Source organism: Carnimonas nigrificans ATCC BAA-78 (assembly GCF_000526695.1).
GTDB lineage: Bacteria > Pseudomonadota > Gammaproteobacteria > Pseudomonadales > Halomonadaceae > Carnimonas > Carnimonas nigrificans.
Genome location: NZ_JAGO01000010.1, coordinates 38,940 through 59,801 on the forward strand (window position 1 = coordinate 38,940; position 20,862 = coordinate 59,801).

Annotated in this window: 10 protein-coding genes, 1 pseudogene and 1 CRISPR repeat array; of the genes and pseudogenes, 2 read left to right on the forward strand and 9 right to left on the reverse strand. The window is 54.3% G+C overall.

Features of this window, described 5'->3' with window-relative positions; translation table 11 throughout:
• Positions 1 to 1,036: 1,036 nt before the first annotated feature.
• From cas3f to gyrA, 8 genes and pseudogenes are all read right to left on the reverse strand, one after another.
• Positions 1,037 to 4,374 (reverse strand): annotated as a pseudogene (cas3f, locus tag L881_RS14080) (type I-F CRISPR-associated helicase Cas3f).
• Positions 4,371 to 5,345 carry a type I-F CRISPR-associated endonuclease Cas1f gene (cas1f, locus tag L881_RS0101460; protein WP_025731947.1) on the reverse strand — a complete coding sequence of 325 codons (975 nt, stop codon included), beginning with the start codon at positions 5,343 to 5,345 and terminating at the stop codon, positions 4,371 to 4,373. Before cas1f ends, cas3f begins: the two are co-directional and overlap by 4 nt.
• Before the next feature lie 189 nt (positions 5,346 to 5,534).
• Positions 5,535 to 6,462: direct repeats of the CRISPR family, unit length 28 nt; unit sequence TTTCTGAGCTGCCTGCGCGGCAGCGAAC.
• 357 nt (positions 6,463 to 6,819) lie between these two features.
• Entirely contained in the window at positions 6,820 to 8,496 is a 1,677-nt protein-coding gene (gene rpsA / locus L881_RS0101465) for a 30S ribosomal protein S1 (protein ID WP_025731948.1), read from the reverse strand.
• A gap of 191 nt (positions 8,497 to 8,687) precedes the next feature.
• Entirely contained in the window at positions 8,688 to 9,371 is a 684-nt protein-coding gene (gene cmk / locus L881_RS0101470) for a (d)CMP kinase (RefSeq protein ID WP_025731949.1), read from the reverse strand.
• Positions 9,368 to 11,611, reverse strand: a complete 2,244-nt coding sequence (locus L881_RS0101475; protein ID WP_025731950.1) for a bifunctional prephenate dehydrogenase/3-phosphoshikimate 1-carboxyvinyltransferase — start codon at positions 11,609 to 11,611, stop codon at positions 9,368 to 9,370. Before L881_RS0101475 ends, cmk begins: the two co-directional genes overlap by 4 nt.
• 1 nt (position 11,612) lies before the next feature.
• The gene (pheA, locus tag L881_RS0101480) at positions 11,613 to 12,761 is read right to left on the reverse strand and encodes a prephenate dehydratase (RefSeq protein WP_025731951.1); all 1,149 of its coding nucleotides are present in this window, start codon (positions 12,759 to 12,761) and stop codon (positions 11,613 to 11,615) included.
• Positions 12,762 to 12,769: 8 nt separating this feature from the next.
• Entirely contained in the window at positions 12,770 to 13,855 is a 1,086-nt protein-coding gene (serC, locus tag L881_RS0101485) for a 3-phosphoserine/phosphohydroxythreonine transaminase (RefSeq protein ID WP_025731952.1), read from the reverse strand.
• A gap of 15 nt (positions 13,856 to 13,870) precedes the next feature.
• On the reverse strand, positions 13,871 to 16,627 hold the full coding sequence (gene gyrA / locus L881_RS0101490) for a DNA gyrase subunit A (protein WP_025731953.1): 2,757 nt from the start codon (positions 16,625 to 16,627) through the stop codon (positions 13,871 to 13,873).
• A 341-nt stretch (positions 16,628 to 16,968) separates the two neighbouring features.
• On the opposite strand from gyrA, the gene L881_RS0101495 reads away from it, so the two are divergent.
• Together L881_RS0101495 and L881_RS0101500 are read left to right on the forward strand one after the other, a co-directional pair.
• Positions 16,969 to 17,901 (forward strand): recombination-associated protein RdgC, encoded by a 933-nt coding sequence (locus tag L881_RS0101495; protein ID WP_025731954.1) that lies wholly within the window; start codon positions 16,969 to 16,971, stop codon positions 17,899 to 17,901.
• Between the two features lie 61 nt (positions 17,902 to 17,962).
• Positions 17,963 to 19,144, forward strand: a complete 1,182-nt coding sequence (locus L881_RS0101500; protein WP_025731955.1) for a 1-acyl-sn-glycerol-3-phosphate acyltransferase — start codon at positions 17,963 to 17,965, stop codon at positions 19,142 to 19,144.
• A 111-nt stretch (positions 19,145 to 19,255) separates the two neighbouring features.
• On the opposite strand, the gene L881_RS0101505 is transcribed toward L881_RS0101500, so the two are convergent.
• Positions 19,256 to 20,755 carry a TrkH family potassium uptake protein gene (locus L881_RS0101505; protein WP_025731956.1) on the reverse strand — a complete coding sequence of 500 codons (1,500 nt, stop codon included), beginning with the start codon at positions 20,753 to 20,755 and terminating at the stop codon, positions 19,256 to 19,258.
• Positions 20,756 to 20,862: the final 107 nt, after the last annotated feature.

Below are 20,862 nucleotides of genomic sequence, written 5' to 3' on the forward strand. Positions count from 1 at the left end.
CCAAGCACTCCTAGGAAGTGCTAGGCAAGAGATTATTTGTATTCCCATTACTGTTGTCTCCTCAGGATCATGCTATTCATTGAAAGAAATAGCTATACTAGTCATCTGCGTAATTTCGGTATGACTCTTCCATACAGGACAGAATGAATGACCTAAGTCAGAAAACTAACCCGGCAACCCAAATGCTTCACTATGGAGAGCACTCCTCACCTGATGTACCGCGACTTGGCCGTCAGATCCGAGAACCAGTAACAGTTTGTAAGCACAACATCCTATCCTATAGTTTCAAGGTCGTACTTGCTCCTGGAAACCAACATGGCATAAAATACTGGGTCCTAAGCGCTTATGCGCTTAGGACCCAGTTGTTAATTATCTTCTACCGGAATGATAACCAACCATTCACACACCTCCCTCTCTACCTACAGAGTATCCATATCGTGTGTTTTCACCCGTTCAATAAGTGGCCGCTTACTGAACGGGTAGCCGCGCGGTAGACTATAGGGTGGCTTCGCAAAAAAGTCAACGCCTAGCACCTCTCAATATAGTCATCCTCAAAGTAGACCACTTGCTGGACAGGTTAGCGACTAATCCTATCGGAATGGCAGGTCACTCGAAGACTAACCTCAGTAATCCTTATCAAGCCCATCGAATTCTTTTGACAAATTTCAATTCATATTGCAAGCACCTCAATGGATTCCGAAAGAGGGGCCAATTCAGCTAAACTACTTTGGTGGCCGAGTAGGCCGCTCAGAAATAGCAGCTCTCAAATTAAACTGCCGCACAGGCAGCTCAGAAAGCGTTGAGTACGGCGGGGGTTTCGCAAACTGCGTTCGCTGCCGCACAGGCAGCTTGGCAATCTCTGCAGCGGTGTGCTGCAGAGTGCACACATTCGCTGCGGTGAGGAGTAGGCAGCCCTATGAATTGTCCAAACGTTTCTCCCGAGCATGGCACTATGCCTTTGAATAGCGAGTCTGGATTGCAATACGATGGTAGGGCGGAGTTATCTTAAAACCATCTCCTCTTTCTCAACACGCTCCTAGCGACGCACAAACCCAAGTGCTGGATGAAAGCTCCAACCATAAGGCGCATAGTTTGCATTAAGCTGAGCACGACCAAACTTGCAAGCGCATACCTCAATTGATAGCTCCATTGCCTCCGCCTGGTGTGTTAGAGCATCTAGATAATCAACATCATTCCAGGGAGAAATGTGCTGATTTTGAACGACCGAGTCAGGCAATCTACCTATTTCGGTCTCGGCAGGGCGCCAATCCTCATGTCGCCCCTCTCTATCAACTCTCTTGACCTCATATTCTTCGCCAGTTTCATCAGGTAAGAGTAGATACTCTTGCTTGCTCTCGGAACTATCACGGAAACGTTGTTGCTGCATAGGCAAAGCAGACAAGCTCATGGAACAGGGCCTGAAAAATAGGTACGCCCCTAGTGTGGTACGAGTTGCTTCGCCACGACGCTTGCGAGGATTCAGTCTATTGGTAGATAAAGTGCTGTTCTCTACCTTCATTAGCGCTGACAAACGAGCATGCTCAAGATCAGAAAGTTTTCCTTTGATATCCAGATTTTCTGCAGACAATAGGCGTGGTCGAGAGTCTATGCACGAAATTTCGCTCTCTCTTAGCAAGTCACTCATTTGATGAGAGTTCAGTAACCATGCACCCTCCTCAAACCCAGGCTTGCTATAGGCAACTTCTTTCTTCTTTAGGTGCCGCACATTAGTCGACAGTAAGGCCACATTTGGAGTATTCGCTATCCGTTCACGGTGGCGTTGAATACGGCCAGCCAGCTGGATAATCGAACGCATTGATGATGGCTCCACGATCGTCCAGTCATAATCGTGATCTCTACCAACCTCTGTTACAGGCGAGCCAAGTACTATAAATAGTTGATCAGACGCACCTTGCGCATCAATACGCTGACGTATATCAGTCAGTTCAAAGACAGCATTCGGTGAGTGTCGATCGAGACAAACATCCAGCCGTTCCTCTATACGCGAACGTAGCAGCAACGGAAACTGGGAGTGGTAAACGCATAGATGAATATGGTGATTCTCGGGAAGGCTGGCCTGGTAAAGCACTTTAGCCGTAGCGACCAATGGCTCTATATTAGCCATGCGAATCAACCCAAAACTGATGCGCTTACCACTCGCGGGGTCAATACTGTGATGATGACCATGTAACAGGAGCGCGTTATCAACGAAGCATTCTGCAAGCGCCTGATGAATATCCTCACTACGTGCAGAAGGAGAAGATAACTGCGCCAGATATGCTTTCCGTAACACATCCTTATTTGCCAATCGTGCCGATCTGCGCTGAGCAAATGCTTGATGTGCGGTATCGAAAGAGGCTATATCACTGCATTGGTGTTGCGTGCATCCATATTCATCAAACCAGGCGCAATATGGTGCGGCTGTTAAACCAACTGTCCCGCGATGTCGCTGATACTCCGCTCGTCCTTCATAGTAAGCGTCGAACAGCCCACTGACCAATGCGGGAGGTAATGTTGCAGAAGAGAGCAGCACCCGGGAACCAAGCAGCCCCGCCCAGTACACCAAGCGTGTAACAGCAGGCAAATCCTTGATATCAAAATCATCGGGCTCATCCAATACCAGGTCGCTACTCATCAAGCGCAACATCGGTACAATCTGATGCCCGCCTCTCATGCTTTCAGTAGCAGGCATCAAATGATCAATGGTGCACACCAACACCGGCGCAGCAATCAGAGAACGCGTATTGGGATCTTTAGCAACCCGGCTCAGCAAAGGATGATCATCAATCTGACCGTCGTAGCGTACGTGGAGCTGCTCATCCAGCAGCTCCGCACGAGATTCCGAGCCTCCCCGCTCTCTCTGCTGATGTTCAAATAGGGCTTTGGAAGCACTCCCCCCACGCGGATAGCCAAATCATCACTTCCCAGGCCCAACTTGTTGCGATACGTCTGCCCGGTCTGAAGTGTCAGAGTTCTTAAGCCAAGAGCGATAGAAAACCGAGTGCCTTCATCAGGATCACTGAGGGCGTACATGATACGACCGTTCGCGATCGTTTTCCCACACCCCGTAGACGCCATATTGATACCAAAGAAACCATGCTCACGGCTCTTTTCACGCAGGCCAGCGGCAAGGTCAAACGCTGTATCCTGCCAGCGAAATCGAGCATCACGGCTACGCTGGCGAAATCCTTTATGACGAGCAATACGCGACAGCCCAGCCATCATATCAGGCAAACGGTGCACTATTTCCGCCACATTACGTGTAACACCTAGCAGGTGTTCATCCAAAGACTGGCAAAGCTTCGTTTTTCCTTCGATTTTCAACGTATTGGCAAAGAGCGAAGTAGACCACTTTCCCGCAAGACGCCCCTTATCTTCAAGACTCGAATAGTAGTGATCAGCCAGCATCAATGCCATGCGTGAGACATGCATTAGGAAAGGAGATTCCAATGGAGGCGAAGTCTTCAACTCCCTTAGCTGCCTAGCTACACGATTAGCACGTTTACACCACTCATCGTGCGAAATGGGCAACCCTTTGGAAAATTGCCAATAAGGCTGAATTTCCGTTTGAGACGCATCGCTAATCTGCTCATTCCAGGCGGCCGATAGTTCCCTTGGCAGGGATGGGATAGCCGAGGGGGAAAGAACACCCTTTTTACCGACTCGCTCCTGATGGCCGTTATGATCATAAGCAGGTTGGGCTGGTAATCTATGATGGCTGATAATTAGCCAACCGATGGCCGCAGCTAAAGGCGGAAGATGCGTAAAGGGGCGCTGTTCATCAGCGTCAAGAGTATCCAAACCGTCCCGTTTAAGACAATCAAGCCACTCGTGTTGATCAATAGAGCTATATTGTTCAAGCCGAGTGAGCCACGCTTGGTCATCCTCCTCTCCCACAAATGCTTCCAGCAACCTAAGGGAGACCCACTCATGACGATAGAGATTGCGCCCTGTGAGACTCCCTCGCAGTCGTGCCTGAAACGCATCACTCGCTTTTCCCAGATCGTGAAATAACGCGGCCATGGATGACAATAGCTGAATAAGGTGACCGCTGTGCCAATCATTTTCATCTGATTCGCGAACAATGTTACGTCGCGTCGTATTCGTCGGTGTGGCGCCTTTTAGATTGAACTGACCAGCATTACCTACAATCCAAAGTAATTCACTATGGTCATGACCACGTATCCAGTGACAAGCAACAGCGGTATTTTTTCTGGCACGTTTTCGCAACAGTTTGCGAAGCGTATCAAGCCCTGCCTGAGTAATCGGTGTTTGCCAGGTACGGTCCCCCCGACGCTCCGCAAACTGATCAAGAATACGCCGAGTTTCTTTCAACGCATTTTTGCTGCACTGAGAAACAAATAAAACATTCATACACAGCGCGTTCCCAAATCCAGTGCGACTTCCTTGACAGTATCAATCATGAAATCAAGTGACTCGGTACGGGTTAAACGTTCGATACAGGACTGGCGAAACTCTTGCTCCTCATCTCCCTTCATGGCTGATATAAATGCCTGGGGAAGAATAACGGCATCCTTGATTAAATCAGCAATATCAAACACTAGCCCACCCCGACGGGTTTTCCCGTGCAGTACAGCCAAACCATGCGGGATACCCAAGACCCAGGTTGCAGTGGCGGCTAATCCATAAGCCAGATAATTGCCATGATCAAGAAAACGGTTAGCTGGATCAGCCCCTTTCCCCCGTTTGGCTCTAGTAAATTCACCATAATCCACCGCAGATACTGCTAATTTGAATAACGTTTTAGTTAAACGCGCTTCCAGTGTTAGAAGATCAACGGTGCTCGCCGCATTGGCAATCGACTCACGTTGAGGAGCAAGCGCCTGATTAAGCGCATCTGAAGGAATAGAAAAACCCGAATCACGCAATGCACGGTGATTCCAAAGGGCTGCAATTCGCTCTAATCTGCGTAGTTGAAACAAACGCGCCGCTTGCAACCTCAAATCATCATCAAACCAAAAGCGAACCCAGTGCTGAAGATACTCCGTCGGGCGATACTCACTCTGGGGTGTTAGCCAGGCAACATCCACATCGACCTCAGTTGCCGAAAACAGTGGTGTCCCACCACCGCCACAAAAACCAACTAAAACGCCAGCCTTGGAAAGCTCGCGCATAGCCGCTTGAGTAATGGAAGTACCGGTTCCCAAAAGAAGTGATGTGGTATTGGCAATTGGGATATTCCAGTAGCGTGACCGGCTGCCCTCATCTGTAACGTATTCAACACGGCCACCATTTACCAATACTCGACAATGCTGAAGATAATAAAGGTTTGCACGTTTGGAGTGGAGAATGGTTTTCAATTCATTTGAAGCTATCTCTTCCATTACCATCCTCCTTCAGTGATAAACACAAGGATACCAGAGACAGCACATAGACATGTGCTTCACACAGGCTAGAGCGATGACCGTAGACTACCATTTTTTGACCTTTATAACGGTCATCGCTTAATAAAGTATCAAGGCTACCTGTGCGGCAACGAACCTGCATTACTCCCCTAGCCATGTCCGCGTACTTTTCTGAGCTGCCTGTGCGGCAGCGAACAACTCCATGCGAGAGGCCCAGAAATCACTGAATTTCTGAGCTGCCTGTGCGGCAGCGAACTTGGGAGGCAGCAGCGTGTGATCAGTCATGGATTTCTGAGCTGCCTGTGCGGCAGCGAACCAGCTCTCATGGCTATCCAGCCGCGGGCCAATTTTCTGAGCTGCCTGCGCGGCAGCGAACAGATAACTCGCACCTCCCAGTTGATACCTACTTTTCTGAGCTGCCTGCGCGGCAGCGAACCTGGATCGCTTGTTGCTGAGGCCTCAGCAAATTTTCTGAGCTGCCTGCGCGGCAGCGAACTGGCGATTCTGCTCGGTTCACCATGCCTTACTTTTCTGAGCTGCCTGCGCGGCAGCGAACAGGAAATACGACGCGACCACGCTGACAACAGTTTTCTGAGCTGCCTGCGCGGCAGCGAACAAATTTCGATGACGTTTAACAGATTGAATATTTTTCTGAGCTGCCTGCGCGGCAGCGAACCTCAGGTGGCTGATGATGATGTTTTGAATTTTTTTCTGAGCTGCCTGCGCGGCAGCGAACTTAACCACGTTATCAAAGAGCACCGGACAGCGTTTCTGAGCTGCCTGCGCGGCAGCGAACGCCGCCCTGGGTGTTCGCCAATCAAGCGTTAATTTCTGAGCTGCCTGCGCGGCAGCGAACGGATTTCCCGACCGCTGCGACGCATCGCCAATTTTCTGAGCTGCCTGCGCGGCAGCGAACTCCCTCCACGCCATACCACTTTGCCAACGATATTTCTGAGCTGCCTGCGCGGCAGCGAACCTTTCCACGCTTGGAACGCTCGCATTGCTGACTTTCTGAGCTGCCTGCGCGGCAGCGAACTGCTTGGCTACATGCGCTCGTCCGATAACACTTTTCTGAGCTGCCTGCGCGGCAGCGAACTAGAACACTAAAAAGGTAACTCACTGATAAACAAACAACAATCCAACCTGCCCATATATCCCCCCCTTTTCCGCAAAGGGTCTTTAACCTGTTGATTTATTTAGGATAGAGAACGTGGTTATAAAAAGGGTCTGGACAAGGGGTAGCTACATGATAGGACTTTTAGGCACAAGCTCATATTGGGAGAAGGTTTGCCCTGTACAGATTAAAGCAATCACTGAAAAATAAACTCATCGCTCAATTGTTCATTACGCCCAAACACAAAACGCCCTGCCATCTTTCGATAGCAGGGCGTTTCCTTTAAGGCTCAGCCGTGGTGGCTAGCCTTGGCTTTGATCAATCAGCCACTGGCAGGAATTAGTCCTGGCTCAGTTTCTGTTTGATCAGGTCACCGATGGTGGTCGGGCCTTCAGACTCGGGCTCTTCGGTACGCAGCTTGTTCAGCTCGCGACGAGTATCAGCCTGATCTTTCGCACGTACAGAGATGTTGATCTGACGGTTTTTGCGATCGACGTTAACGATACGGCCTTCAACCTTGTCGCCTACGTTGATAGCGGTGCGAGCATCTTCGATACGCTCTTCAGCGATTTCGGAAGCTTTCAGTACAGCGACAACGTCGGTAGCGAGTTCAACATATGCTTCTTTCGCATCAACTTCAGTGACGGTACCGGAAACCAGTGCGCCTTTGTCGTTCACAGCCAGGAACTCGGAAACCGGGTCACTTTCCAGCTGCTTGATGCCGAGAGAGATGCGCTCGCGCTCAGGATCAATGGAGAGGATAACCGCTTCTGCTTCATCACCTTTCTTATAGTGACGAACGGCTTCTTCGCCTTGCTCGGACCAGGAGATGTCAGAGAGGTGAACCAGACCATCAATGCCACCGTTCAGGCCGATAAAGATACCGAAATCGGTAATCGACTTGATGGTGCCAGCAACGCGGTCGCCCTTGTTGTAGTTGGCGCTGAACTCTTCCCACGGGTTAGCAGTGGTCTGCTTGATACCGAGAGAAATACGACGACGTTCTTCGTCGATGTCGAGTACCATGACGTTAACGTCTTCACCTACCTGCACAACCTTGGAAGGATGGATGTTCTTGTTGGTCCAATCCATTTCGGATACGTGAACCAGACCTTCAACACCTTCTTCCAGCTCGGCAAAGCAGCCGTAGTCAGTCAGATTAGTGACTTTGGCAGCGACAACAGTGCCTTCCGGGTAACGACCCTTGATGTTGACCCACGGATCTTCGCCCAGCTGTTTCAGACCGAGGGAAACACGGTTGCGCTCGCGATCGAACTTGAGCACTTTAACGTTGATTTCGTCGCCAACAGAGACGATTTCAGACGGATGCTTGATGCGCTTCCATGCCATGTCGGTGATGTGCAGAAGGCCATCAACGCCGCCGAGATCAACGAAGGCACCGTAGTCGGTAAGGTTTTTAACGATACCCTTGATCTGCTGACCTTCCTGCAGAGTAGCGAGGAGCGCTTCACGCTCGGCACTGTTTTCTGCTTCGAGGACCGCACGACGGGAAACCACAACGTTGTTGCGCTTGGCGTCGAGTTTGATCACCTTGAAATCAAGTTCCTTGTTTTCAAGATGAGTGGTATCGCGGACAGGGCGCACGTCTACCAGAGAACCAGGCAGGAACGCACGGATAGAGTTGACATCAACAGTGAAGCCACCCTTGACCTTGCCATTGATAACGCCCTTGACGATCTCTTCGTCTTCGAACGCTTTCTCGAGTTCTTTCCACGCTTCAGCACGTTTGGCTTTTTCACGGGACAGACGAGTTTCACCGAAGCCATCTTCTACCGCTTCCAGTGCAACGCTGACTTCATCGCCAACGCCAACGGTCAGTTCGCCGTTTTCGTCCTTGAACTGCGAGGCCGGGATCTGACCTTCGGACTTCAGACCTGCGTTAACAGTGATCCAGTCGCCGTCGATATCCACGATTGTTGCGGTAACAATCGCACCCGGTTCCATGTTGATGTCGTTTAGAGACTGTTCAAACAGCTCAGCAAAGCTTTCGCTCATGTTATTCCTGCGTGATCTTCGTTAGACGGCAGAATAGCCGCGATCTCCATACCACCAGCGAGTATGGGCCAATGTAATGCACTCTGAGGATGTTAACGCTGGTTCGACGTTATGCGCCTTTCCTGAGATAGTCGGCAGATAACGCCCTCACATCTGGACAGAGCACCTTGAGAAGCAAACAGCTCGGCCATTTAGACCTTGCTTAACCCTCTCTCGACCGCCAGCTGGCGAATTCTCGCCACGACTGCGTCGATCTCAAGCTCGGTGCTATCAATGGTGATGGCATCCTCAGCAGGTTTCAGAGGAGAAACCGCACGGTTGCTATCACGCTCATCACGAGCCTGAATTTCTTCCAAAAGGTCGCTAATACTAGCAGAAACACCACTTTCAAGCAACTGAGCGTGACGTCTTCGGGCACGCTCTTCCGCCGAAGCCGTCAGAAAGATTTTCAGCGGTGCCTGCTCGAAAACAACAGTGCCCATGTCGCGCCCGTCAGCCACCAGCCCCGGCGCCTTGAGGAAATCACGCTGGCGCTTGAGCAGGGCCTGGCGCACTGCCGGCAGCGCCGCCACTACTGAAGCTGCCGTACCGACCGTTTCCTGACGAATGGTTTGGGTTACATCGTCACCGTCAAGTTCAATGGTGAGCTGCCCTTCTACCGCGATAAATTCTACTGGCAGCGCCCCTGCCAATACCACGACGCCCGCTTCGTCCTCAGCAACCAAGCGGTGGCGCTGTGCGGCCAATGCCGTGAGACGATAGAGCGCACCGGAGTCCAGCAAGTGCCAGCCGAGTGCTTCAGACAGCAGGGCAGAGACGGTGCCTTTGCCTGCCCCGCCCGGGCCATCAATGGTAATTACGGGAATGTCTGTCATGGCGTCTGCTCTTCAGTTGAAAGCTGCATGCCGATTGCGCTGGTCAGTGCCAGAAAGTTGGGGAACGAAGTAGCGACGTTGGCGCAATCATGGATAACAATGTCACCCTCGGCGCACAGGCCCGCTACCGCAAAGGCCATCGCAATGCGGTGATCGCCCAGGCTGTCCACTTCTCCACCGTGGTAGCGGCCACCCACGATATCAATGCCATCGTCATAAACGGTGTTTTCAATGCCGAGCACGGTCAGACCATCGGCCATTGCCTGAATGCGGTCAGACTCCTTCACGCGCAGCTCAGCAGCGTTGCGCAGGCGGGTTACGCCTTCGGCATTGGCTGCTGCCACGAAGAGCACCGGAAACTCATCAATCGCCAAAGGCACCTGATCTTCAGGAATATCAATACCTTTTAGCTGCGCATGGCGCACGCGCAAATCGGCTACCGGCTCACCGCCCACTTCACGCTCGTTGAGCACCTCAATATTGGCCCCCATCTCGCGCAGAATATTCAGCACGCCGACTCGGGTCGGGTTCATGCCAACATGTTCGAGCAGCAGATCAGCATCGGGCGTAATGGATGCGGCGACGAGGAAAAATGCCGCAGAAGAGATGTCGGAAGGCACATCAATCCTGCCACTGGTCAGCTTGCCACCACCTTCGATAATGGCTGTTGCACCGCTGCGCTCCACCAGATAGCCAAAGCCGCTCAGCATGCGCTCGGTATGATCGCGAGTGGGCGCAGGTTCGGTCACTCGGGTAGTGCCTTCGGCGTACATACCCGCCAGCAGCAGGCAGGATTTTACCTGGGCGCTGGCCATTGGCAGTTGATAATCAATGCCGTGCAACGCCTGAGCGCCGGTGATCTTCAACGGCGGGCGTCCACCCTCTGCTGTCTCGATATGAGCGCCCATGGTGCGCAGCGGGTCAGCAACACGATTCATCGGGCGCTTGCTCAGAGAAACATCGCCGGTCAGCTCGGTATCGAACGCCTGCCCCGCCAGCAACCCGCTGAACAGGCGCATGGCGGTTCCTGAATTGCCCAGATAGAGAGGCCCTGCCGGCTTTCTCAAACCATTCATTCCTACCCCATGAATGGTGACCTTGCCATTCAGAGGCCCTTCGATGGTCACCCCCATCTCACGGAATGCCTGCAAAGTAGCCAGGCTATCCTCACCTTCCAGAAAACCTTCCACCTCGGTAACGCCCTCGGCCAGTGCGCCCAGCATGATAGAGCGATGCGAAATGGACTTGTCACCGGGCACACGAATGGTGCCGTTCACTTTGCCACCGGGCGACGTGCGATAAATCAGGTTCTTGGATTCCATGTCTTGATAGCTCGCTTGGAAACTGGATCGGTTCAAAAGGGATTGGAAAAACTGGCGCGCGTGGCGGGCACGCGAGAAGCTACCCAGCAGAGCGTCGCCGTCGCTGCTCTCAATGGCGTGACGCAGCTGCCGAATGCCGGATTCGTAATCACTCAGTGCATCAAGCACCGCATCGCGATTGCTAATGAAAATATCGCGCCACATCACGGGGTCGGAAGCAGCAATCCGGGTAAAATCACGGAAGCCTCCGGCGGCGTAGCGAAATATTTCCAACCGCTCATCCTGCTCCGCCAGGGTGTCAACCAGCGAAAAGGCCAACAGATGCGGCAAATGGCTGGTCCGTGCCAGTACGGCGTCGTGACGCTCGATGGTCAGCTCCAGCACATCAGCGCCGAGCCGGCTCCACAGCGTGCGCACCGCAGCAATGGCAGGGGCCGAAGCATTGGTGTCAGGAGTAAGAATGACCTTACGCTGCCGATATAGATCAGCATTGGCAGCCGCAACGCCACTGCGCTCTGCGCCGGCAATCGGGTGGCCGAGCACCAGCCATTCAGGCATGGTGCCGAACACGGCCCTGGCGGCATCACGTACTTCGCCCTTCACACTCGCCACGTCGGTCACGATCGCTTTAGTAGTGCGCGCTTCCAGTGCTTCGCGCATGGCAGCAAATACCGACTGGCATGCCAGTACCGGTACCGCCACGACAATCACATCCGCGGTAGCAGCGAGGGTCACGATATCGACAGCCTGGTCAATAAAACCTAGCGCCACGCCCTGACGCAGCTCACTACTATCAGTATCGGCGGCGATGATCCGCTGCGCGGCGTTACGCTGCTTCAGGCCCGCGGCAATCGAGCCGCCAATCATTCCCAGCCCAATAATACCGATCGTCTGGGTATCGAAGTCGGCCACGCTCATATCACAGCACGCCTACCGGATATGAACCCAGCACCTTCAACTCAGCGGCGCATTCGGCCATCTCCTTGAGTGCTGCGGCAATATTCGGTTCTGCGCGATGCCCTTTAATGTCGATAAAGAAGACGTAATTCCAGATGCCGCTACGGGAGGGCCGCGTCTCGACACGCGTCATATCAACGCCATGTTCGTGCAGCGGACGTACCAGATCGTGCAAGGCACCGGGCTGGTTGCGCATCGACACTACCAGCGATGTTTTATCATCGCCGCTGGGCGGCACATCGCTATTGGCAATCATCAGAAAGCGGGTGGAATTGTCGGGGCGATCCTCGATCTTCTCGTTGATGATCGTCAGACCATAATGGAGTGCGGCCATATCTCCCGCAATCGCTGCACTGTGCCATTCACCCTTGACCATGCGCGCCGCCTCGGCATTGGAGGAGACCGCCACACGCTCGGCATGGGGATAGCGCGCATCCAGCCACTGGCGACACTGTGCCAGCGACTGCGGGTGCGAATAGATACGGGAAATCTTGTCGCAACGCGTATTTTCACCCGCCATCAGGTTGTGATGAATACGCAGCACCACTTCGCCACAGATCCTGATATTGGAATTGATGAATGAGTCGAGAGTGTGGTTAACCACACCTTCCGTGGAATTTTCGACCGGCACCACGCCATAGCTGGCGGCACCTGCTTCGACTTCACGGAACACATCATCAATCGACGGCAGCGGCTGGGCATCGGCAAAGTTACCGAAGTGCTTCAGCGCCGCCTGCTGGGTGAAGGTGCCCTCTGGGCCGAGATAAGCCACCTTGATGGGCCGCTCCAGTGCCAGACATGCTGACATGAATTCACGGAACAGATGCGCCATCTGCTCGTCGGGCAGCGGGCCGGGGTTCAGCTCCATAATGCGGCGCAATACCTGGGCTTCACGCTCGGGCCGATAAAATACTGCGTTGGGATCTTCGCCTAGCTTGACCGCCGCCACTTGCTGCGCACAGCGTGCCCGCGCACTGATCAGCGACAGCAACTCGCCATCAATGGCATCAATGCGCTGACGTAGATCGTTCAGGTTGGTGAGCTGCTCAATGCCTTGCGCCAGTACGGAAGCGGTGCCCTGCTCAGCACCGTTATTATCATATTCACTCATAGTGATGGTTACCCGTGTTTGCGAGCGAACTCCTGCATGAAGGCGATCAGCGCATCAACGCCCTCTTCCGGCATCGCATTGTAAATGCTGGCGCGCATACCGCCGACGCTGCGGTGGCCATTCAATGTGAACAGCCCCGCCTGCTGGGACTCTTCAAGAAACCGCTTGTCGAGCGCTTCATCATGCAACCGGAAAGGCACATTCATGATCGAGCGGCTGCCCACATCCATCGTGTTGCTGTAGAAAGCGCTGGCATCAATGGCGGCATAGAGCTTGGCCGCCTTGCGCCGATTGATCTTCTCGATGGCAGCAACACCGCCCTGCGCCTTGAGCCATTCAAACACCAGACCGCACAGATACCAGGCGTAAGTGGGTGGCGTGTTCAGCATGGATTTCTTCTTCGCTGCAACGCTGTAGTCACACATCACTGGAAGGTTGGGAACCGCGCGATCCAACAGGTCTTCACGAATAATGACCAACGTCAATCCTGCCGGGCCAATGTTTTTCTGAGCACCCGCGTAAATGATGCCGAAGCGCGACACATCAACACTGTGACCGAGAATCGACGACGACAGATCGCATACCAGCGGCACGCTGTCATCGACCTGGGGCAGCTCGTGATACGCAATACCGCCAATCGTTTCATTGCCGGTAAAGTGCAGATAGGCCGCATCATCGCTGAGGTCGATCTCGCTGCTGGCAGGCACCCGCCGATAGTCTTCACCCTTGGTAGAGGCCGCAATACGCACCTTGCCCAGACGCTCGCCCTCTTCAAAAGCCTTCGACGCCCAGTTGCCGCTATCAAGATAGTTGCCGGTACCGCCATTACCCAGCAGGTTAAGCGGTACACAGGAAAACTGCGCGGTGGCTCCGCCCTGCATGAACAGCACCCGATAGTTGTCGGGAATGTTCATCAATTCGCGGAAGTCTTGCTCGGCGCGCTCGGCAATTTCAACGAAATCCTTGCCGCGGTGACTCATCTCCATCACCGACAGCCCTTTGCCGTGGTAATCGACCATTTCATCGCGCGCACGCTCAAGTACCGCAAGAGGTAATGTGGCGGGGCCTGAACAAAAATTAAAGTATCGAGTCATGATTGCTAGTGCCGATTAGTCATCTTGAGGCGCATCATCCGATGCGTCGCCGTTACCTGAAGCATCCTCAGTCGCCTGCTGTTCTGCATCAGCAGCAAGCGCTTCTTCTTCTGATAGCTCGGCATCGTCGATGGATTCTTCATCGAGACGTACGGTTGCTACCAGATGTTCATTTTCTGCCGTTTTGATCAGACGCACGCCCTGGGTGTTACGCGAACTGCGAGACACTTCGCTGACCCGTGTGCGTACCAGCGTGCCGCGATCGGTAATCAGCATCATCTCGTCCTCTTCCGCTACCTGAATAGCGGCCACCAGAGCGCCGTTACGATCGGTGGTTTGCATGGCGATAACGCCCTGACCACCACGTCCGCGCAGCGGGAACTCTTCCAGACGGGTGCGCTTGCCGTAACCATTTTCAGAGGCGGTCAGAATATAGACCTGCCCACTGTCAGTGGTTTCAGCCACGACATTGCCAGCCTCATCGCTGTCACTATCGCTCGCCGACTCATCCGCTGCTGCGGTGTCGGCTGCCGCGTCAATGTCAGTGGTACGTGGAATAATCAGGCTGATCACACGGGCATCGTCAAGCAGGCGCATACCGCGCACTCCGCGGGCAGTGCGCCCCATGGAGCGCACATCATTCTCATCGAAGCGGATAGCCTTGCCATTCGAGGAGAACAGCAGCGCATGGTCGCTACCGTGAGTAATCGCGGCGCCCACCAGCTGATCGCCCTCTTCCAGATCAAGCGCAATCAGACCTGCCGAACGTGGACGCGAGAACTGATCAAGGGTGGTACGTTTTACGGTGCCGTGGGCCGTCGCAAAGAAGATAAAGCTGTCTTCGCGATACTCCCTGACCGGCAGAATGGCGGTAATCCACTCGCCCTCGTCAAGGTTGATCAGATTGACCAGCGGACGGCCACGCGCATTACGGCTGGCTACGGGCACTTCATACACTTTCAGCCAATACACCTTGCCGCGATCAGAGAAGAGCAGCACGGTATCGTGGGTCGAAGCGACGAGAAGATGCTCGATCACATCTTCATCTTTCATCGAGGTGGCCGATTTACCGCGACCGCCGCGCTTCTGCGCCTGATAATCGGAGAGCGGCTGGGTCTTGGCATAGCCTGAACGGGAAATGGTAACTACCATCTCTTCTTCGGCGATCAGATCTTCAATGGAGAGATCACGACGGCTGACCTGAATTTCGGTGCGTCGCTCATCGCTATACTGGCCGCGAATCTGCTCAAGCTCTTCGCGAATCACTTCCATCAGACGCTCGGGAGAGGCCAGAATCGCTGACAGCTCGGCGATCTTATCGAGCACTTCGTTGTAATCAGCGATCAGCTTCTCGGTTTCCAGCCCGGTCAAACGGTGCAGACGAAGATCAAGAATGGCCTGCGCCTGTCCTTCCGTCAGACGATACTCCTGACGGTCATCGGAGAGGCCAAATTCATCGCCGATATCTTCTGGCTGACAGCTATAGGCGCCTGCACGGTCGAGCATTTCCAATACCTGACCGGGCGGCCAGCTGCGGTCGATCAAACGTTCGCGCGCTTCCTGTGAACTTTTGGAAGCACGAATCAGCTCGATGACTTCATCTATATTGGAGATGGCAACCGTCAGACCTTCGAGCACATGGCCCCGCTCCTTGGCGCGGTTAAGCTCATAAAGAGTGCGGCGAGTAACCACTTCGCGACGATGGCGCAGGAAGGCTTCCAGCACATCCTTGAGGTTCAGGGTGCGCGGCTGGCCATTTTCAAGCGCCACGATATTAATGCCGAAGACATTTTCGAGCTGGGTCTGGGCAAACAGGTTATTGACGACGACATCGCCGGATTCACCGCGCTTGGTTTCGATCACCACGCGCAGGCCATCCTTGTCAGACTCATCGCGCAGCTCAGCGATGCCCTCGACGCGCTTCTCCTTGACCAGATCGGCGATCTTTTCAATCAGACGCGCCTTGTTTACCTGATAGGGAAGCTCGGTGATGATGATGTGGTCACGCCCGGATTTATCATCGTGTTCAACGGTGTGGCGCGCACGAATGTAGATACGGCCACGTCCGGTACGGTAGGCGTCGAGAATGCCCTGCTTGCCGTTGATGATACCGGCAGTGGGAAAGTCGGGGCCGGGAATGTACTCCATCAGATCGTCGATGGTCAGATTGCGATCATTGGAGAGCGCCAGACAGGCATCAAGCACCTCTCCCATATTATGGGGAGGAATATTGGTCGCCATACCGACCGCGATACCCGAAGAGCCGTTAACCAGCAGGTTGGGCACCTTGGTGGGAAGCACGTCAGGGATGCGCTGGGTACCGTCGTAGTTATCGACCCAATCGACGGTATCCTTGTCGAGATCGGCCAGCAGCTCATGCGCCAGGCGCGCCATGCGCACCTCGGTGTAACGCATGGCAGCCGCGCTATCACCATCAATGGAGCCGAAGTTGCCCTGCCCGTCGATCAGCGGATAACGCATCGAGAAATTCTGTGCCAAACGCACAATCGTGTCGTAGACGGCGCTATCACCGTGCGGGTGATACTTACCGATAACGTCGCCCACCACACGCGCAGACTTCAGATAGGCGCGGTTCCAGGCATTGTTGAGCTCATTCTGGGCATACAGCACGCGGCGGTGTACCGGCTTCAGACCGTCACGAACATCAGGGAGCGCGCGGCCGATAATGACGCTCATCGCGTAGTCGAGGTAAGACTGCTTGAGCTCATCCTCGATGTTGACTGGCAGAATCTCTCTGGCGATGTCACCCATGGAGCTATTAATCCCGATTTGACCTTAAAAGCGATACGAGGGCAGACGACAGCATGGCAGCGTTCAAAGGCATCGAACGCCAACGACACTGCCCTCTAATATAATGACCAACGAGTGTATCACACAGAGCGCCCAGCGCTCGCTTCCAGAGGCGATAAAATATCAATCGCTGGCAGACTGGCCGCTCATCCCAGCGCAATGGCTGATAACATCTCCAGGCGCCCTTCCGGCCCTGTTTTTACATGCTCTCCCTTCCTGATCGGGAGCACTGCCCATCTCGTCTCGCTAGCATGCAGTGAGCGCTTTCGCCATAATGGCGCGATTGCAACCAAGGAAGCACCATGTGGTTTAAACATTTACACCTTTATCGAGTGCACGAGCAGCCCAGCCTCAATGAATCAGAACTTGAACAGGCATTGGGTGCTCAACTGTTCCAGCCAGTAGGCAAGTATGAAGCCAAACGTACTGGGTTCGGCGCGCCGGGTGGCCGCAATGATACACGCCTGGTGCACGAGATTGCCGGCCAGCGGCTACTGCGCATGCGCCGTCAGGAGCGCGTGCTTCCTGCTGCCGTTATCAATGAAGAGGTCGAGGAGCGCTGCGCTGAATTCGAAGCCGCCAATGGATTTGCGCCCCCTCGCCGCGAGAAGCAGACGCTCAAGGAGAAGGTGGTCGAAGAGCTGCTGCCGCAGGCCTTCACTCGTAATACGCATACTGACCTATGGTGGGATACCCAGCGCTCGCTAATCGGTATAGCGTGCGCTAGTCGCAAGCGCGGCGATGAAGTGCTGGATCTGCTGCGTCAGGCTCTCGGCTCTCTGAAGGTAACCCCTGTCGCAACCAAGGTACCGGTAGCCCGCACGCTGACACAGTGGCTGAGCGACCCCACAACTCGTCCGGAAGCGCTGACCATCGGCGATAGCGTAGAGCTGCGCGGTGAGGATGACGGCGTGCTTAGAGCGCGCGCCATTGATCTTGAAAGCGGCGAAATTCAGACCGCACTTGCCGCAGGACGGCAGGTGAGCCGTTTGGCGCTGCATTTAGAGGACGAACTGGGCTTCGTGCTACAGGATGATCTGGTACTCAAAAGCCTGAAATTCGACGACCGCGTGCTGGATGAAGCTGATTCCGATGCGGGAGATGGCGACGCAATCGCCAGGCTGGAAACTGAATTTGCACTGATGAGCAACACGCTGGGCAAACTGACGGATGCTCTACTGGAGTGGCTGGGTGGCGAAACTGATGTCGCTGCCGCTCCGTGGGATCACTCATAATGCTTCCTGGCGCAACCGGGCTGCTACACGCAATGACTAAAACGCAACGTGATAACGATAGATGAAGTCTGACATTTCCGAGAATGCAGAGGGCCGCTTCGACTCTTTGCGGCCTTATCGCGACAACGAGGTTTCCGGAGTACTCAACCGGCTCTCGCATGATGACGAATTTCAGGCGGCGATAGCTCGCTATCAGCTGCCGCGCCTGGAGGGAATTGCCCCCTGGCTCGCCCGTGCAATCGTCGGCTTTGGCCTGCGTCGCAGGATGCGTGGCGTCAATACCATCTCTGACTTCCAGATGCATATCGCTGACTATATGCGTCAGATGATGGACCGCACCGTCGATGAGCTGATTATCGAGGGGCTGGAAGAACTTGATCCCGGCAAGCCGCGCCTTTTTATCAGCAATCATCGCGATATCTCGCTCGACCCGGCCTTTGTCAATCTTGCCCTGCATTTCAAGGGGCGCGACACCGTGCGCATCGCCATCGGTGACAACCTGCTTGAGAAGCCTTTTGTCTCAGCGCTCATGCGACTGAACAAGAGCTTCGTGGTGCCGCGCTCGTCATCGGGCAAGCGCGAAATGCTCAAGGCTTTCCAGCTGCTGTCAGAATATATTCAGTATTCCATCCAGCACGACAACCACTCCATTTGGCTTGCGCAGCGCCAGGGACGTGCCAAAAACGGCATTGACCGCACCGATCCCGGCATTATCAAAATGCTCAGCATGGCCGAGCGGTCACGCCAGCGCGACAAGCCAATGGCAGATATTTTCTCCAGGCTGAATATCGTGCCGGTGTCTATCAGCTACGAATATGACCCGTGCGATGTCAATAAGGCGCGGGAGCTTGAGGCTGCTGCCGAGGGGCGCGAGTACCGCAAACAGGCGTTCGAGGATATGCGCTCTATCGCGGCGGGCATTACCGGCCAGAAAGGTCGTGTCAAAGTGTGCTTTGGTACTCCGCTGGATCAGCGCAGTTTCGATTCCACTGATGAACTGGTGCAGGAGATTGATCGCCAGGTATTAAGCGGCTACCGGCTCTTTCCTTCCCACTATCTCGCACTCGAAATGCTGGGCCAGCATCCACAGTTGCTTGATATGAGCGAAGTAACCGAGCAGGATCGGCAGCGCTTCAATGCTCGCTATGCTGACGTGCCCGACAATCTGAAAAACTGGTGGCTGCATCAGTACGCCAACCCAGTAATCAACTGCAAGGCCCCTGAGCTGCTTGAAGGAAGCTAGCACACGTGTGAACGTACTCTTCTTGCCAGTAGCAGTCACTCAAAGGCGCTCTTTCAAAGAGCGCCTTTATCATATGTGAAGTGCTATTCATCAACGTTGCCCCACCTGCCATCAACTGCGCCAGAACGCAGGCGTCAGCAAGACCAGCACTGTCAGAATTTCCAGACGCCCCAGCAGCATGGCAAACGATAACAGCCATTTCGCGGTTTCCGGCATGCTGTGATAATTACCCGCGGGGCCAATCATGCTTCCCAGCCCAGGCCCGACATTGCCCAGCATGGTGACCGATGCACTCAGCGCGGTTTGCATATCAAGCCCCAACGCCGACAGCGATACCGACAGCGCCACCACCATAAAGAAAAACAGCGATGAGAAGGCAACCACCGAACGGATGATATCGTCGCCGAGCGGTCGCCCGTTGTAACGTTGCGCAAACACGCCGGCCGGATGCACCAGATGACGCAATTGGTTAACCAGCATGATGACGCCAACCTGAAAACGGAATATCTTCATCCCACCGGTAGTAGACCCCGAACAGCCACCGATAAACAGCAGATAGAAGAACAGACAGACGGCAAAAGGCCCCCAGTCGTTATAGTCCGAGGTGGCATAGCCAGTGGTAGTAATCACTGACACGACGTTGAAGGTCACGACGGTAAGGTTATCGAAAAACGAAGCTGAACCAGCGTACATGCGCTCTGTTAGCATCAGGGCGATCACTATCAGCACCAGCACAAAGAATCCGCGCACCTGCTGATCGCGCCAGATGGTGAACGAACGCTGTGTCACCATGCGCAGGTAGAGCACGAAGGGCAAGGCGCCGCTGACCATAAAGACCACACATGCCCACAACAGCGCCTTGTTGTTGGCGTACTCTCCAAACGAAGCGTCGTAATTGGCAAAGCCACCTGTAGAGACCGAGGTCATTGCGTGCACCACCGCATCGAACGGTGTCATGCCCAGCAACCAATAGGTCACGATCGCCAGCGTCGTTTGAGTCAGATACACCAGCCCGATTGACTTGGCGGCGCCCCCCGCTCTCGGCACGATTTTATCCTGCCAGCCGGAAGATTCGGTGTTAAAGAGGCGCATGCCGCCCACCTTCAGGAACGGCAGGATCGCAATCGCCATGACGATAATTCCTACCCCGCCAACCCACTGCAACAAGCCGCGCCACAGCTTGATGCCATCAGAAAGATTATCCAGGTCCACCATCACCGTGGCACCTGTACTGGTAACTCCCGACACCGCTTCGAACACGGCATCGGCGACCGACAGGCGCGGCGACCCCATAATCAACGGCAGACTGGCGAAGGCCGAGAACACCAGCCACGCCAGCACGGTCAGAATGAACATCTGGCGTGGCCGCAGGTGCATATTGGAGTTACGGGTAATCACCAGAAGCAGCCCGGAGACTGCCAGGGTAATCAGCACGGAGCTGGCAAAGGCACGCAAATCGGGATCGTGCTCGGAGATCAGCAGCACCAGCGGCACCGACATCATTACGGCCAGCACCAGCAGCAGCACCGCAATGATCCGCAGCACCGGCGCAAGGCCCGCCTGATGGGTAATGGGATGAGGCAGGGAGCGCAACCACGAGGAGGGCGACATCACGGGAACTTACTTCCTCAATCTAAACGGTTTGCCGCGATGAAATAGCAGCAACACCAATATCTCGCGACCACCTAACCGCCAACTGGCCGACGCAGCAAAGAAAA